Origin of the sequence: Streptomyces sp. 6N223 (assembly GCF_052246635.1) — a bacterium.
Taxonomy (GTDB): Bacteria; Actinomycetota; Actinomycetes; order Streptomycetales; family Streptomycetaceae; genus Streptomyces.
This window is the reverse complement of record NZ_JBQQCA010000089.1, coordinates 1-14877: the sequence shown is the minus strand read 5'-3', so window position 1 is coordinate 14877 and position 14877 is coordinate 1. Positions and strand designations below refer to the sequence as shown.

At 76.3% G+C, this 14877-nt stretch carries 15 protein-coding genes; 10 read left to right on the top strand and 5 right to left on the bottom strand.

What is annotated here, in order from left to right; genetic code table 11:
* Positions 1 to 200 precede the first annotated feature (200 nt).
* The 7 genes from ACTWQH_RS31570 (at position 201) to ACTWQH_RS31540 (ending at position 7087) form a co-directional block, all read left to right on the top strand.
* A complete protein-coding gene (locus ACTWQH_RS31570) occupies positions 201 to 632 on the top strand; it encodes a DUF2752 domain-containing protein (protein ID WP_443290241.1) in 432 nt (143 codons plus the stop codon).
* 206 nt (positions 633 to 838) lie between these two features.
* Positions 839 to 1645: an indole-3-glycerol phosphate synthase TrpC gene (gene trpC, locus ACTWQH_RS31565; protein WP_443290240.1), complete on the top strand. Its 807-nt coding sequence runs from the start codon at positions 839 to 841 to the stop codon at positions 1643 to 1645.
* A 462-nt stretch (positions 1646 to 2107) separates the two neighbouring features.
* The gene (gene trpM / locus ACTWQH_RS31560) at positions 2108 to 2332 is read left to right on the top strand and encodes a tryptophan biosynthesis modulator TrpM (protein WP_443290244.1); all 225 of its coding nucleotides are present in this window, start codon (positions 2108 to 2110) and stop codon (positions 2330 to 2332) included.
* A gap of 89 nt (positions 2333 to 2421) precedes the next feature.
* Positions 2422 to 3723 (top strand): tryptophan synthase subunit beta, encoded by a 1302-nt coding sequence (gene trpB, locus ACTWQH_RS31555; protein WP_443290239.1) that lies wholly within the window; start codon positions 2422 to 2424, stop codon positions 3721 to 3723.
* Positions 3720 to 4544 (top strand): tryptophan synthase subunit alpha, encoded by an 825-nt coding sequence (gene trpA / locus ACTWQH_RS31550; protein ID WP_443290238.1) that lies wholly within the window; start codon positions 3720 to 3722, stop codon positions 4542 to 4544. Before trpB ends, trpA begins: the two co-directional genes overlap by 4 nt.
* Positions 4545 to 4624: 80 nt before the next feature.
* Entirely contained in the window at positions 4625 to 5896 is a 1272-nt protein-coding gene (locus tag ACTWQH_RS31545) for a DUF1266 domain-containing protein (RefSeq protein WP_443290237.1), read from the top strand.
* Positions 5897 to 6013: 117 nt separating this feature from the next.
* A complete protein-coding gene (locus ACTWQH_RS31540) occupies positions 6014 to 7087 on the top strand; it encodes an NAD-dependent epimerase/dehydratase family protein (protein WP_443290236.1) in 1074 nt (357 codons plus the stop codon).
* Between the two features lie 186 nt (positions 7088 to 7273).
* On the opposite strand, the gene ACTWQH_RS31535 is transcribed toward ACTWQH_RS31540, so the two are convergent.
* The gene (locus tag ACTWQH_RS31535; protein WP_443290243.1) at positions 7274 to 8383 is read right to left on the bottom strand and encodes a sensor histidine kinase; all 1110 of its coding nucleotides are present in this window, start codon (positions 8381 to 8383) and stop codon (positions 7274 to 7276) included.
* A gap of 27 nt (positions 8384 to 8410) precedes the next feature.
* Positions 8411 to 9166 (bottom strand): response regulator transcription factor, encoded by a 756-nt coding sequence (locus tag ACTWQH_RS31530; protein WP_443290235.1) that lies wholly within the window; start codon positions 9164 to 9166, stop codon positions 8411 to 8413.
* 124 nt (positions 9167 to 9290) lie between these two features.
* Between ACTWQH_RS31530 and ACTWQH_RS31525 the strand changes: the two genes are divergently transcribed.
* The 3 genes from ACTWQH_RS31525 to ACTWQH_RS31515 are packed head-to-tail and all read left to right on the top strand — an operon-like array spanning position 9291 to position 11436.
* Positions 9291 to 9974 (top strand): glycosyltransferase family 2 protein, encoded by a 684-nt coding sequence (locus ACTWQH_RS31525; protein ID WP_443290234.1) that lies wholly within the window; start codon positions 9291 to 9293, stop codon positions 9972 to 9974.
* A gap of 35 nt (positions 9975 to 10009) precedes the next feature.
* Positions 10010 to 10666 (top strand): TIGR04282 family arsenosugar biosynthesis glycosyltransferase, encoded by a 657-nt coding sequence (locus tag ACTWQH_RS31520; RefSeq protein ID WP_443290242.1) that lies wholly within the window; start codon positions 10010 to 10012, stop codon positions 10664 to 10666.
* Positions 10663 to 11436, top strand: a complete 774-nt coding sequence (locus ACTWQH_RS31515; protein WP_443290233.1) for a methyltransferase domain-containing protein — start codon at positions 10663 to 10665, stop codon at positions 11434 to 11436. The genes ACTWQH_RS31520 and ACTWQH_RS31515 overlap by 4 nt, the downstream gene beginning before the upstream one ends.
* A 269-nt stretch (positions 11437 to 11705) precedes the next feature.
* Here ACTWQH_RS31515 and ACTWQH_RS31510 read toward each other — a convergent pair whose 3' ends face one another.
* The 3 genes from ACTWQH_RS31510 to ACTWQH_RS31500 are packed head-to-tail and all read right to left on the bottom strand — an operon-like array spanning position 11706 to position 14604.
* The gene (locus tag ACTWQH_RS31510) at positions 11706 to 12122 is read right to left on the bottom strand and encodes a hypothetical protein (RefSeq protein WP_443290232.1); all 417 of its coding nucleotides are present in this window, start codon (positions 12120 to 12122) and stop codon (positions 11706 to 11708) included.
* Positions 12119 to 13243, bottom strand: coding sequence for a molybdopterin-dependent oxidoreductase (locus ACTWQH_RS31505; RefSeq protein ID WP_443290231.1), 1125 nt, complete (start codon positions 13241 to 13243; stop codon positions 12119 to 12121). The genes ACTWQH_RS31510 and ACTWQH_RS31505 overlap by 4 nt, the downstream gene beginning before the upstream one ends.
* Complete coding sequence (locus ACTWQH_RS31500) at positions 13237 to 14604, bottom strand: hypothetical protein (RefSeq protein ID WP_443290230.1); 1368 nt, start codon at positions 14602 to 14604, stop codon at positions 13237 to 13239. The genes ACTWQH_RS31505 and ACTWQH_RS31500 overlap by 7 nt, the downstream gene beginning before the upstream one ends.
* Positions 14605 to 14877: the final 273 nt, after the last annotated feature.

Sequence of the window (14877 nt, the reverse complement as noted above, 5' to 3'; positions counted from 1 at the left end):
TGGTCGGGGGATTGATCATGCGCGCCATGGGTCTTGTCCAGGCCCCGGCGTTCGTGCCGCGGCCGGCCGCGGCGGTCGAGGAGGGCGCGGCGAAGGTCGCCGAGGCGGCCAAGTCGGCGGCGTCCCCCGCGGAGCCGCGGCAGGCCACGGTCGGCGGCTGACCGGTTGCGCGGGCCCGCGGGCCCGGGCACGGTGAGGGCGTGCGTGCGCCTCGTGTGACGTGGGCGGCGGCCGGGCCGGCTGCCGCCCCGCTGGCCGCGGTTGCCGTGGCGGTGGCGGCGTTCGCCGTCGTCGGCGCCGTCGACCCGGCCGAGCCGGGGCCGTACCCGCGCTGCGCCGCGCTCTCCCTCATCGGCCTGTACTGCCCCGGCTGCGGGGGCCTGCGCAGCGCGCACGCCGTCGCGCACGGCGACCTGGCCGCCGCCTTCGGCGCCAACGCGCTGGCCGCCGCCGGATTCGTGGCGCTCGGCGTGGCGCTGCTCGCCTGGCTGCTGCGGCCGCTGGCGGGCCACCGGGCGCGGGCCACCGCGTGGCGGCCGCCGCGCGGCGCGGTGCCGGCGTTCCTCCTGGCGCTGGCCGGGGCGTTCACCCTGCTGCGGAACCTGCCGGCGGGCGCGGCCCTGGCACCCTGAGCCGGTCGCCCTGACGGCATCCTGACCGCCTCCTGACCGCGACGCACCCCGGCCTGACCGGGGCGTGACCCCGGCCTGACCGCCGCCTGACCTGCGCGGCGGGTGGCTGCGAAGCTCTCCCCAGCGCCGGATACCATCGGTGTGTCCGACCCCAGCGCCCCTCCCGGGGCACCGGCGCACCACCGACACCGAAAGGGGCCGCACTCGTGAGCGTCCTCGACGAGATCATCGACGGAGTCCGTGCCGACCTCGCCGAGCGGCAGGCACGGGTAAGCCTCGACGAGCTCAAGGAGGCCGCCGCGAAGGCTCCGCAGGCCAGGGACGGGCTGGCGGCCCTCAAGGGCGACAGCGTCACCGTGATCTGCGAGGTCAAACGCTCCAGCCCCTCCAAGGGCGCGCTCGCCGCGATCGCCGACCCGGCCGGGCTCGCCGCCGACTACGAGGCGGGCGGCGCGGCGGCGATCTCCGTGCTGACCGAACGCCGCCGCTTCGGCGGATCGCTCGCCGACCTGACGGCGGTGCGCAACCGGGTCGACGTGCCGATCCTCCGCAAGGACTTCATCGTCACCTCCTACCAGCTCTGGGAGGCCCGCGCGCACGGCGCCGACCTGGCGCTGCTGATCGTGGCCGCCCTGGACCAGCCCGCGCTGGTCTCGCTGGTGGAGCGGGCCGAGTCGATCGGGCTGACGCCGCTGGTCGAGGCACACGACGAGGAGGAGGCGGAGCGGGCGGTGGACGCCGGGGCGAAGATCATCGGCGTGAACGCGCGGGACCTGAAGACGCTTCAGGTGGACCGCTCGACGTTCGCGCGGGTCTCCCCGACCATCCCCGACCACATCGTCAAGGTCGCCGAGTCCGGGGTGCGCGGGCCACACGACCTCATCGCGTACGCCAACGACGGGGCCGACGCCGTGCTCGTCGGCGAGTCGCTGGTGACCGGCCGCGATCCCCGCGCGGCCGTGGCCGACCTGGTGGCGGCGGGCGCCCACCCGGCGCTGCGGCAGGGGCGCTGACCGAAGATGAACGCCGCCGCCCCGGCCGCGCGAACGTCCCCCAGCCCGTCCCTCCCCGACAACATCCGGCATGCGGTGACCGCCGCGCCGGCCATGGCGCATGCCGGTTGCAGCGGGAAGGGGCGGGCTGGGGGAGCCAAGCCGCCCCGAGCGGCGGGGCCCGCGGCCGCGCCGCGGGTGGCCGCCGCCGCTCGGGCGGTGTGGGCTCGCCTGAGTGGTGCCCTGCCGCCCGCACGGGGTGGAGGCCGGGGCCGCGGTCGCGGCCCTCTCGCGGCGGCAGCCCCGCGGCCGATGCGTGGTCGTCCGGCCGCTGCCCTTCGGGCTTCGCGTCGGCACGAGGATGCCCGATCCCGATCCCGATCCCGATCGTGCGGCGGGCGCCGGGTGCCCGGCCCTGTCACGGCGTTCCGGTCGGCGCCTGGCAGCCCGGCCGCCGCGTGGGCGGGGCGGCGCGGGCACGAGCTGGGCCCGTCCCGTGTTCCGGCCGTTCCGGCCGCCCGGCCGCGGCGGCAGGCCGCGCCGGAGGCGGGCTGCTTCGCCGGGCTGGCGCGCGGTGCCAGGCCGCGCGGGTGCCGGGCACCGGCGCGGCGGGTGCTGGGTCGGCGGGTGCGGTACCACATCGGGTGCGAGCCGGGGCAGATCAACGGCCGCCGATGGCGGCGCGAGGCGTTGGCGCCGCGCCCCTGACCGGCTCTCGATCCGCCGGCGCGGGGAAGAGGGGGCGTCCACCGTTCGCGTTCCCGTCTCGCATCCCATCTCGCCCGAAGGGCTCACGCATGTCTCATCAGCCACACCAGGCATCGCCTGAATACGGACATTTCTTCTATCCCGATTCCGAGGGAGCCGTCCCCAACGCCGCGGGATACTTCGGCTCCTTCGGCGGCACCTTCATCCCCGAGGCCCTGCGCGCCGCCGTGGAGGAGGTCGCCGCCGAGTACGAGAAGGCCAAGAGCGACCCGGCCTTCGCCGCAGAGCTGGACGAGCTGCTGGTCCACTACGCCGGCCGCCCCAGCCCGCTGACCGAGGTGCCGCGCTTCGCCGGGCACGCCGGGGGCGCCCGCGTTCTCCTCAAGCGCGAGGACCTCAACCACACCGGCTCCCACAAGATCAACAACGTGCTGGGCCAGGCGTTGCTCACCCGGCGCATGGGCAAGCGCCGCGTCATCGCCGAGACCGGCGCGGGCCAGCACGGCGTGGCCACCGCCACCGCCTGCGCCCTGTTCGGCCTGGAGTGCAGGATCTACATGGGCGAGATCGACACCCAGCGGCAGGCGCTGAACGTGGCCCGGATGCGGATGCTCGGCGCCGAGGTCATCCCCGTCACCTCCGGCAGCCGCACCCTGAAGGACGCCATCAACGAGGCGTTCCGCGACTGGGTCGCCAACGTCGAGCACACCCACTACCTCTTCGGCACCGCCGCCGGCCCCCACCCCTTCCCCGCCCTGGTGCGCGACTTCCACCGGGTGATCGGCGTCGAGGCCCGGCGCCAGATCCTGGAGCGGACCGGGCGGCTGCCCGACGCCGCCGTCGCCTGTGTGGGCGGCGGCTCCAACGCCATCGGGCTGTTCCACGCCTTCATCCCCGACGAGGGCGTCCGGCTGGTGGGCTGCGAGGCGGCCGGGCACGGCGTCGACTCCGGCGAGCATGCCGCCACGCTCACCGCGGGCGAGCCCGGCATCCTGCACGGCTCCCGCAGCTTCGTGCTCCAGGACGACGAGGGCCAGATCACCGAGCCGTACTCCATCTCCGCCGGCCTGGACTACCCCGGGATCGGCCCCGAGCACGCCTACCTGAGGGACTCCGGGCGCGGCGATTACCGGCCCGTCACCGACGCCGAGGCGATGGAGGCGCTGCGCCTGCTGTCGCGCACCGAGGGCATCATCCCGGCCATCGAGAGCGCCCACGCCCTCGCCGGGGCCCTCGCCATCGGCCGCGAGCTGGGGCCGGACGGGCTGATCCTCGTCAACCTCTCCGGCCGCGGCGACAAGGACATGGACACCGCCGCCCGCTACTTCGGGCTGTACGACGGCGAGAACACCGGCGAGAACACCGGCGACAACACCGAGGGGGAGAAGTGAGCGGCAACCTGGAGGCGCTGGGCGCCACGCTGGCGGCGGCCCGCGACGAGGGCCGCGCCGCCCTCCTCGGCTACTTCCCCGCCGGATTCCCCACCGTCGACGGCGGCATCCGGGCCGCCATCGCCATGGCCGAGGGCGGCTGCGACGCCATCGAGATCGGCCTGCCCCACAGCGACCCGGTGCTCGACGGCCCCGTCATCCAGACCGCCGACGACATCGCGCTGCGCGGCGGCCTGCGCATCGCCGACGTCATGCGCACCATCCGCGAGGTGCACGCCGCCACCGGCGTGCCCGTGCTGTGCATGACGTACTGGAACCCGATCGACCGCTACGGCCCCGACCGCTTCGCCGCCGAGCTGGCCGCGGCGGGCGGCGCCGGGTGCATCCTGCCGGACCTGCCCGTCGAGGAGTCCGACGGCTGGCGGAAGGCGGCCGAGAGCCACGGCCTGGCCACGGTCTTCGTCGTCGCGCCCAGCAGCCGGGACGATCGGCTGGCCGTCATCACCGCCGCCGGCAGCGGCTTCGTCTACGCCGCCTCCCTCATGGGCGTCACCGGCACGCGGGCCGCGGTCAGCAGGGACGCGGCCGAGCTGGTACGCCGCACCCGCGCCACCACCTCGCTGCCGGTCTGCGTCGGGCTCGGGGTGTCCGACGCCGCGCAGGCGGCCGAGGTCGCGGCCTTCGCCGACGGGGTCATCGTCGGCTCGGCGTTCGTCCGGGCGATGCTCGACCACGGCGAGGACGAGGCGGCCGGGCTGCGTGCCCTGAGCGCGCTGGCGGGCGCCCTGGCACGCGGGGTGCGCCGCACCGCCGCCGACTGAGCCGACGAGCGCTTCCGGCCGGTACGCGGGCCGCCGACCCGCATACCGGCCGGAGCCTCGTCCCGGTACAGTCGTGGCCCATGTGGACGCAGGGGGACGGAGACGACGACAGGGGCGAAGGGGCCGCGGACGACCCCGTCTGGCAGCCGCCGACCGCCGTCGAGCAGCGCCTGTACGACGCGGGACTGCGCGAGGACTGGACCGCGTACTTCGCCGCGCTGGCCGCCACCGACCTCTTCCTGCCCCACTCCCGCGAGCTGGCGGACGCCGTGCCCGACGGCATCCGCTTCAGCCCGTTCCGCGACGCCCGCTTCGACGGGCTGTCCCTGCCGGTCTTCACCCGCGGCCTGGTGCCGCGCCCGGCGGGCGACCAGATCTTCCAGTGGTGCGACCTGGCCGGGCTGGCCAAGGCCTGGCCCGGCACCGTCCGCTGGCTCGCCGTCAACCCCGGCACTCCCGTCGAGACGTTCCTGCCCGCCGACCCCAAGCGCTGGAGGAAGCTGGCCAGGCGCGCCGAGGCGGAGCCGCTGCTGAAGACCCTGTGGACCGGCCACCGCCACGACGCCCTCGCCCACGGCATGGCCTGCGGCGCGCTGCTGCTGGTCAACAACGGCGCCGTCTGGAACGACCCGGGCTGGCACTCCACCGGCTACACCGAGCAGAAGACCTCCCTGCGCAACTGGTGGGACATCACCACCCGCGACGAGTGGCTGCGCGCGCTCCAGGCGCTGCTGGGCGGCGAGATGTCCTCCCCGGTGTGGGAGTTCGTGCTGCGCGTGCGCCAGGCGCTGATCCTGGAGTACGGCGGCCTGCCCGGCGCCGACCAGTGGCGGGACGCCGCCGAGCGCGTGGTGCTCTCCCGCACCGCCGAGCTGGTCGACGCCACCGGCCGACCGCCCGGGTTCGACCTCGACGCCGACATCGCCCTCGTCCATGGCCTGATCGGCCGCGTGCTGCGCTACGAGGCCCGCTTCCGCGCCGACGGCCTGCTCGCCGACGACGCCTGCGTACGCTCCGTGCTCGCCTGGGACTTCGGCCGCGGCTCGTGCATGGCCCGCTGGGGCTTCACCGCCCGGCTGTGCGAGCTGGACGAGACGGAGCGGGCGCTGCTGCGTGCGGGCGAGGCCTGCCGCCAGGTGTACGCCTCCTGGGGCGACTTCGCGATGGGCTTCATCCTCGGCCGCTGCCTGCACTTCGACAGCGAGGAGTTCGGCACCTGGTACACGGAGATGGTCACCGTCTACCGCATTCTCACCACCGATCCCGAGAGCCCGTGGCTGAGCGTCCCCTGGCAGGTGGACCGCCAGCCCCCGCCCCCGCAGCCCGGCCGCCCCGGTCTCACCGAACGCTGAACGCCGAACGCCGAACGCTGAACGCCGCGCCGTTCTTTCGGCGGCGGCGCTTACGGAACGCTGACATCCTCCGCCGCGCGGGCGCGCCGGGCGCCCTCCCGGCCTAGCGTTGCCCGCATGCGCGTACTGGTCACCGGAGGAGCCGGGTTCATCGGCTCGCACATCGTGGACGCACTGCTGGCCGCCGGGCACGAGCCCGTGGTGCTCGACATCCGGCCGCCCGAGGACGGCGGACCGGCGGCGCCGCCACCCGTGCCCTGGCGCCGCGCCGACATCCGCGACGCCGCCGCCGTGGCCGCCGCGCTGGACGGGGTGGGCGCCGTCTGCCACCAGGCAGCCATGGTCGGCCTCGGCAAGGACTTCGCCGACGCCCCCGACTACGTGGCCGTCAACGACCTCGGGACCGCCCGGCTGCTGGCCGCCATGGCCGACGCCGACATACGCCACCTGGTGCTCGCCGGCTCGATGGTGGTCTACGGCGAGGGCCGCTACGACTGCCCCCGCCACGGCCGCGTCCGCCCCGGCCCCCGCCTCCCCGGCGACCTGGCCGCCGGCCGCTTCGAGCCGCCCTGCCCGGCGTGCGGCGCGCCCCTGGTCCCCGGCCTGGTGGACGAGGACGCCCCGGCCGACCCGCGCAACGTCTACGCCACCACCAAGCTCGCTCAGGAACACCTGGCGGCGGCCTGGGCGCGTTCCACCGGCGGCCGGGCGATCAGCCTGCGCTACCACAACGTGTACGGCGACCGGATGCCGCGCGACACCCCCTACGCCGGGGTCGCCTCCTTCTTCCGCTCCTCGCTGGAGCGCGGCGAGCCGCCCCGCGTCTACGAGGACGGCACGCAGCGGCGGGACTTCGTCCACGTCGAGGACATCGCGGCGGCGGCCGTGACCGCGCTCGCGGCCCTGGCCGCGGGCGAGGGCTGCCCGTCGGGCGGGCTGCGGGCGTTCAACGCCGGAAGCGGCGAGCCGCACACGGTCGGCGAGATGGCCCGCACCCTGGCCGCCGCCTTCGGCGGCCCCGCCCCGGTCGTCACCGGCGAGTACCGGCTCGGCGACGTGCGCCACATCACCGCATCCTCGCGGCGGCTGCGGGAGGAGCTGGGCTGGCGGCCCGGTGTCCCCTTCGCCGAGGGCATGGCCCGCTTCGCCAAGGAGCCGCTGCGGAGCGCCTCCGGCGAGGTCGGCCGCTGATCCCGTCCGCGGTCCCCGTCACGTCCTGACGGCCTCCGCTCCGCGGCCCGGCCCGCGCGGCGCCCCGCGCGGCCGGGCTTCCGATACGCGGCTCCGCCGCGTGGGGCTCCGCCCCCCGGACCCCCCGTCCTTCCCCGCCCACCCAACCCGGACGGGTAGGTGACGACGGCGCCCGGCCCCCGGGCCTCAGACCGCCGCCGGGAGGATGACCTCGAAGCGGCAGCCGCCCGGCACGTTGTGCACGCCCGTGCGCCCCGCGTGGGCCTCGACGATGCCGCGGACGATCGCCAGGCCGAGGCCCGCCCCCGCCGGAGGCGTCCGCGCGTCGGTCCCGCGCCACCCCGTGTCGAAGACGCGGGGCAGGTCCCGCTCGGATATCCCGCCGCAGCCGTCCGTGACGGACAGCACCACCGAGTCCGCCCGGCGGCTCGCCGCCACCGCGACCGTGCCGTCGGCCGGCGTGTGGCGTATCGCGTTGACCAGCAGGTTGGCCAGCACCCGGCTCATCTCCTTGCCGTCGACCTCGACCGGAACCGGCTCCACTCCCCGGTCGGCCAGGAGCACGCCGCACTCCTTGGCCAGCGGGTCGGCGCCGGCGATGGCGTCGCTGATCAGGTCGTAGACCGACATCCGTGTGGGACTGAGGGCCAGCGAACCGGCCTGGATGCGGGAGAGTTCGAAGAGGTCGCCGACCATGGCGGAGAGCCGCTCGACCTCGCCGCGGATCTGCCGGTGGTACCGGTCGGGGTCCTCCGCTATGCCGTCCTCCAGCGCCTCGGCCATGGCGCGCAGGCCCGCCAGCGGGGAACGCAGGTCGTGGGATATCCAGGCGACCAGCTCCCGGCGGGAGGACTCGAGGGCCCGCTCGCGCTCCCGTGAGGTGGCCAGGCGTTCGCTGGTGTCGGCCAGTTCGCGGGCGAGCGAGGCCAGCTCGGCGGGCATGGGCGCCGCGGGCGCGGCGAAGGCGCCGCCCTGGCCGAGGGCGCGGGCGGAGCGCTCCAGCGCGCGGTGGGCGCCGATGACCCAACGCCCCAGCAGCAGCGCCGTGATGGTGGACGCCAGCGCCCCGACGAGGCCGACCGTGACGACCACCGCCAAGTCGTGGGCGGACAGGAACATGGCCCAGGCGACCGAGAGCGTGCCCGCGAGCATCGCGCCGACCGTGACCGCGATCAGCACGGCCAGCGACACCGCCACCGAACGCCGCCGCACGGCGGCCAGCACCAGCCCGCCCGCCGCGCCGACCACGGCCGTGCCGGCGGCGGCGTACAGCGCTATCAGCGGCAGGTCCCGCAGCAACTGGTCGAACCCCATGTGTCCCCGTCACCCCCCGTCGCGCGAGTCCCCGTCGAAGCGGTAGCCGACGCCCCAGACGGTGGTGATCAGCCGAGGCTGGGCGGGGTCGGCCTCCACCTTGTGACGCAGCCGTCGCACGTGGACCGTGACGGTCGACAGGTCCCCGAAGTCCCAGCCCCAGACGCGGGCCATCAGCTCCTCCCGGCTGAAGGCGGTGCCGGGGTGGCGCAGGAAGTGCGCCAGCAGGTCGAACTCGCGCAGCGTCAGCCGGAGCGGGCCCCGCGCGTCGACGGCGCTGCGCGCGGCCGGGTCGAGCGTGATGCCGCCCCCTCGCAGCACCCCGCCCGCCGGCGCCCCCGTCCCCGCCTCCGCCGCCCCGCCGGAGGCCCCCCGGGCGCCGGCCCGCCGCAGCACCGAAGCGACCCGCAGCACCAGCTCCCTCGGGCTGAAGGGCTTGGTCACGTAGTCGTCGGCGCCGATCTCCAGACCGAGGATCCGGTCCTCCTCGTCGCCGCGCGCGGTGAGCATCACCACCGGCACCGGGCCGGCCTCGCGCAGCCGCCGGCAGACCTGGAGGCCGTCGAGCCCGGGCAGCATCAGGTCGAGCACGACGAGATCCGGCGGGTTGGCGGCCGCCCGGGCCAGCGCGCCCGGCCCGTCGGCGGCGGTGTCCACGGCGAAGCCCGCCCGGTCGAGATAGCCGGCCACGACCTCCGTGACGGTGGGGTCGTCGTCCACGACCAGGATCCGCTGGATCCGCTGCGTCGCCTGCATCGCCTTCATGGCATCGAGTCTCACACCCGGCACCGACAGCTGACCTCGTGCGCGGCCAAGCCCTCCTGAACGTCAGGGATTCGTAAGGAGCGAGCGTCCGGATTTGTCCGTGTTGTCTTCGTAGGGTGGGGGCGTGACCAACTCCCCGTCCTCTCTGCCTGCCCAACCCCCGCTGGGGGACATCGTGTTGCCCTGCCTCAACGAGGCCGCCGCGCTGCCCTGGGTGCTGGACCGCGTTCCCGACGGCTGGCGGGCCGTGGTGGTGGACAACGGCTCCACCGACGGCTCGGCCGAGATCGCCGCCCGGCTCGGCGCGCACGTCGTCCACGAGCCGCGCCGCGGCTTCGGCTCCGCCTGCCACGCCGGGCTGCTGGCCGCCACGGCCCCGCTCGTCGCGTTCTGCGACTGCGACGCCTCCCTGGACCCCGGCGAGCTGCCGCGCGTCGCCGCACCGGTGCACGCGGGCACCGCCGACCTGGTGCTGGCCCGGCGGCGCCCCACGGCGCGCGGCGCCTGGCCGCTGCACGCCCGGCTCGGCAACCGCGCGCTGTCGCGGATGACCCGCCGGCGCACCGGCGTACGCCTGCGCGACCTGGGTCCGATGCGGGTGGCGCGGCGGGAGGGGCTGCTGTCGCTCGGCCTGACCGACCGGCGCAGCGGCTACCCGCTGCAGATGGTGGTGCGGGCCGCCGACGCCGGGTGGCGCATCGAGGAGATCGAGGTCGCCTACCGCCCGCGCACCGGCCGCTCCAAGGTGACCGGCACCTGGCGCGGCACCTGGCAGGCCGTCCACGACATGCGGGCGGTGCTGCGGTGACGACCGGCATACGCCCGCGTCCGGCCGGCCGCGCCCTGCCGCCCCACGGCCCCACCACCCTCCTCGTCATCGCCAAGGAGCCGGTGCCCGGCCGGGTCAAGACGCGGCTCACGCCGCCGTTCACGCCGCACGAGGCTGCCCGCCTCGCCGAGGCCGCGCTCGCCGACACGCTGAACGCCCTGCTGCGGGTGCCCGCGCGGCAGCGCGTGCTGGTGCTGGACGGCCGGCCCGGCGCCTGGCTGCCGGACGGCTACGACGTCCTGCCGCAGGCCGGCGGCGGCCTGGACGCACGCATAGCCGCCGCCTTCGCCTCGTGCCCCGGCGGCCCGGCGCTGCTGGTCGGCATGGATACGCCGCAGCTCACGCCCGAGCTGCTGGCGCCCGCCACCGGGCCCGAGGGCTGGTCGGCGCCGGGCCGCGCCTGGCTCGGCCCGGCGGCGGACGGCGGCTTCTGGGCACTGGGCCTGGCCGAGCCCGACCCGGAGCTGGTGCGCGGCGTACCGATGTCCACCCCGCACACCGGGGCGGCGCAGCGGTGGCGGCTGCTGCGAGCCGGGCTCGCGGTGGGGGAGTTGCCGGTGCTGCGGGACGTCGACACGGCGGAGGACGCGGCCGAGGTGGCCCGCCAGGCGCCGCCGGACGGGCGCTTCGCCACCCTGCACGCGCGGCTGTGGGGGGCCGTGCCTCGATGATCACGCCCACCCTCTCCGGCGCCGCCGAAGTCGTCGAAGTCGTCAAGGACGTCAAGGACATCGAGGACGCCGAGGACGCCGAGGACGCCGAGGACGCCGAGGGCGACTGTCCACCCGCGCCCTCGGCCTGGAACGCCGACCCGTACGCCGTCGCCCTGGCCCGCGGCGGCGGCCCGCTCTTCCTGCGCCGCGTCGCCGACGGCCGGCGCCTGCCGCTGGACGTGGCGCGCTGGTGCGCCCGCCCCGACGCCGCCGACCGGACCGTGCTGGGCCGCTGCGCGGGCAGCGTGCTCGACGTCGGCTGCGGCCCCGGACGCATGATCACGGCGTTGGCCCTGGCCGGGCGCCCGGCCCTGGGCATCGACACCGCGCCCGCCGCCGTGTCCCGCACCCGCGAGGGCGGCGGCGCCGCGCTGCTGCGCTCTGTCTTCCAGGAGCTGCCGGGGGAGGGGTGGTGGGGGAGCGTGCTGCTCATGGACGGCAACGTCGGCATAGGCGGCGACCCGGCCGCGCTGCTGCGCCGGATCCGCCGCCTCGCCACCCCCGGCGGGCTGCTGCTGGCCGAGGCGGCGCCCGTGCGCGCGGACGTCGACGAGCGCTTCGAGGCCCGGCTCGACGACGGCACGGGCCCGAGCGGCCCGGCGTTCCCCTGGGCCCGACTCGGCCAGGACGCGCTGCGCGCCGCTGCGGAGGGGTGCGGCTGGGCAATGGTCGGCAGCTGGACCGTGCACGACCGCCCGTTCCTGGCGCTGCGCAACGAGGGACCCTAGGGAGCAGCCGGGGCCGCACCCCGGGCGCCGCGCCGCAGAAGCCGATGTCCACGCGCCGGCCGAAGGCGAGCGCGTCGCGGAGGGGCACACCGCGCCCCTCCCCGCCCGGCCCGGCGGGGCCTTGGCACCGCCGGTCAGCACGGTGCGGCAGCCCGCCACGTGGCTCGGGCCGCTGCGGCAGCCAGGTGAAGGAGGCGCGCGCTCAGCGCCTGCCCGCGGCCGGTCCCGGCCGGACGAGACGCCCGCGGGCGCGGCGCCTCCTCACTCGCTCACTCGTCCCTCCGCCGGCCGGACCACCACGAGCGGCCGGCCACGATCCCCGTCCCCACCGCCACCACGGCCAGCAGCAACGCAAGGTTGCGCCCGTAGTCCAGCGGCAGCACCGTCTCGTTGCGCGGCGCGCCGGGCCGCAGCAGCGGCGGCAGCGCGACCAGCGTGACGCAGCCCCCCACCAGCAGCGCGCCCCGCAACGCCCCACGGACCCGCCGCAGCGGGCGTACCGCCAGCCCCAGCAGCAGCACCGCCGGCGCCAGCAGCAGGTCGTGCACCACCACCGCGCCCGCCAGCCACGCCGCCACCTGGCCCGGCGTACGCGAGGCCGCGTCGAAGAGAAGCACCCAGGCGCCCAGGCCGATCATCGCCAGCCCGCCCACCCCCAGCGCGAGCCGCGCCAGCCGCGCGATCACTCCAGCACCTCGATCCGCGTCACCCACTTCGTCTGCCACACCCCGGGCCTGCCCGGCGCGATGACGCGGGCGGGGAAGCCGTGGTCGGGCGAGAGCACCTCGCCGTTCAGCCGCAGCGCGAGCAGCGTCAGCGGGTCCCGGGCGTACGGGGGCGGCATCTCCATCACCGAGAACGCCCCGCCGCTCTGGAGCGACACGACGCGGACGAAGGCGTCCTCGGGGGCACCGGCCCGGTCCAGCAGGTCGCGCAGCCGTACGCCGGCCCAGTCGGCGTTGGCGCTCCAGCCCTCCACGCAGGCGATCGGCAGGCTCGCGGCGTGCTGCGGCTCGGCGTTGAGGGCGGCCAGCGACCGCTCGAAGCCGCGCGGACCGGCGACGCGCAGCCGCCAGGCGTCCGCCGCCACGGCGGCCGGGCGGATGCCCGCCTGGGCCGCCGTGCGGTTGACCGGCAGGCCCTGCTGGTGGTGGCCGGGGTGGCGCGGCGCGAGGAGGGTGACGCCGCGCAGCGGGGTCAGGGTCTGGCCGACGGTCGTCACCGTCACCGTCGCCACGGCCGCGCCCACGCCCAGCAGCAGCGAACGCCGGTCCCGGGCGTCGGCGTCGGCCGGCGCGCGGCGCCAGTGGGCGGCGATGACGGGCGCCTTGACCGCCAGGTGCAGCAGCAGCGACCCGGCCAGCACCCATGCCAGCGCCCAGTGGACCTTCCGGAAGGAGAACGGCCACGGATACCACTGCGAGACGTTCATCAGGCCGAGGAACACCTCGAGCAGCGCGGCCGAGACCAGCACCGCGATCGACAGCCGTTCCAGCGCGTGCCGCACCGAACGCACCGGCGGCCGGACGAAGAGCCTCGGGTACACCGTCCACAGCTTCGCCAGCAGCAGCGGCACCACCGCGATGCCGGTGGCCACGTGCAGCCCCTGGGTGACGCGGTAGAGCCAGACCGGACGGGTCGGCAGGTGGGGCGCCAGCCAGCCGGGGGGCGTCTGCAGGCCGTGGCTGATCAGCCCGGTCAGGAAGCAGACGGCGATCCCGGCGCCCAGCCAGCGGCCGATCGCGGTGGCGGTGCGCGGGTCGTGCAGCCGCCCCCGGAACCTCACGAGGGTGCTCGTGGTCACCATTGCGTGATCCAGAGGTGGTTGACGGCGAGGGCGAGGGCGGCCTGTGTGGCGAGCCAGGCGCGGGCGTGGCGTGGGGGCAGGAGTGCGGTGGCGGGGATGAGCCAGACGACGAAGGGGAGCCAGATGCGTTCGGTCTCGGCCTTGCTCATGCCGGACAGGTCGGCCACCAGCATGGCGGCCAGCGCCGCGCCGACCAGCAGCACCAGCGTCCCGCGCCGTGTCACGGCCGCCCGTCCCAGCGCCGCCGCCGTCGCCAGGCCGCCGCTGAGCGCCTGCACCGCCAGGTTGGCCCACACGTAGTACTCGTACGGCCGGAAGCCGCCGGCGCCGGCGTAGTACCGGTCGACCAGCAGGACGTAGCCGTCGTACCACCAGAATCCGGCGGCGGTGAAGGCGGCGACCCAGGCGGCGATGCCGGCCAGGGCGTAGGGGAGGGGGCGCCAGGTGCGGGTGAGCAGGAGTACGGCGAGGGCGGGGATGCCGAGGAGGACCAGGCCGTAGGAGAGGTAGAGCAGCAGGCCGAAGAGGAGGCCGGAGCCCAACGCCGCCAGGCGGGGCCATCGCGTGGCGCGCGTCGCGGCGAGGGCGAGGAGCGCTGTGCCCCAGGCGCCGACGGCGGCGAAGTAGCCGTCGGCGGAGGCCGCCAGCCAGATGGCGGCCGGGGCCAGGACCAGGAAGGGCAGCGCCCGCCGTGCCGCCTCCTCCCCGGCCAGGGCGCGCACGGTCACCGCCACCGCGACCGCGATCGTCGCCGACGCCGTCACGCAGAACGCCCCGGCCCACGCCCCGCCCCCGAGCCCCACCCGGTCCAGCGCGACGAACGTCAGCGTGGCGCCCGGCGGATGCCCCGCCACGTGGACCGGCCACGGGTCCGGGGCGTTCGCGGGTATGGAGTCGGTGAAGGTCCGCAGGAAGTCGCCCACGCCGCGGACGTCGTCCACCGACGTCACGTACTCCTGCTTGACGCTGAGCCGGGTGGCCACGCCGCGCCGCCAGCCGTCGACCAGCGCCAGCGACCACAGCCAGGCCAGCGACCCCGCCCCGGCGGCGGCCAGCAGCGGGCGCCAGGCCAGCCGCCGCGCCGCCACCGGCCCGTAGACCACCACGAGCCCGGCCACGATCGGCGCCGCGAGCGTGCCCGGCCCCACGTGCGGCTCCCAGCGGGCGAGGATCGGCGGGAAGCCCAGCCACAGGTCGTCCCGCTTGTCGTACACGGTCACGCCCAGCACGGCGGCGGCCACGAGCATCGTCAACGCCGTGGCCACGGCGACGCCTTCGGCACGCGCCCCCGGGGAACGCCGGCGCGCGGGCTCGGCGGGTCGTTCGGCCTCCTCGGCGGAGGCCCGCTGCACAACGCTCACGCCGCCGACGCTAAGCGCTTCCGGGTGCCCTGCCCCGCCCCGGCAGGGGGATGTCACCGCTTCGTCAGATCCGCGCGCCCCCTCTCACCAGCGCTCACCAGCGGGTGATCCAGAGGTGGTTGACGGCGAGGGCGAGGGCGGCCTGGGTGGCGAGCCAGGCGCGGGCGTGGCGTGGGGGCAGGAGTGCGGTGGCGGGGATGAGCCAGACGACGAAGGGGAGCCAGATGCGTTCGGTCTCGGCCTTGCTCATGCCGGACAGGTCGGCCACCAGCA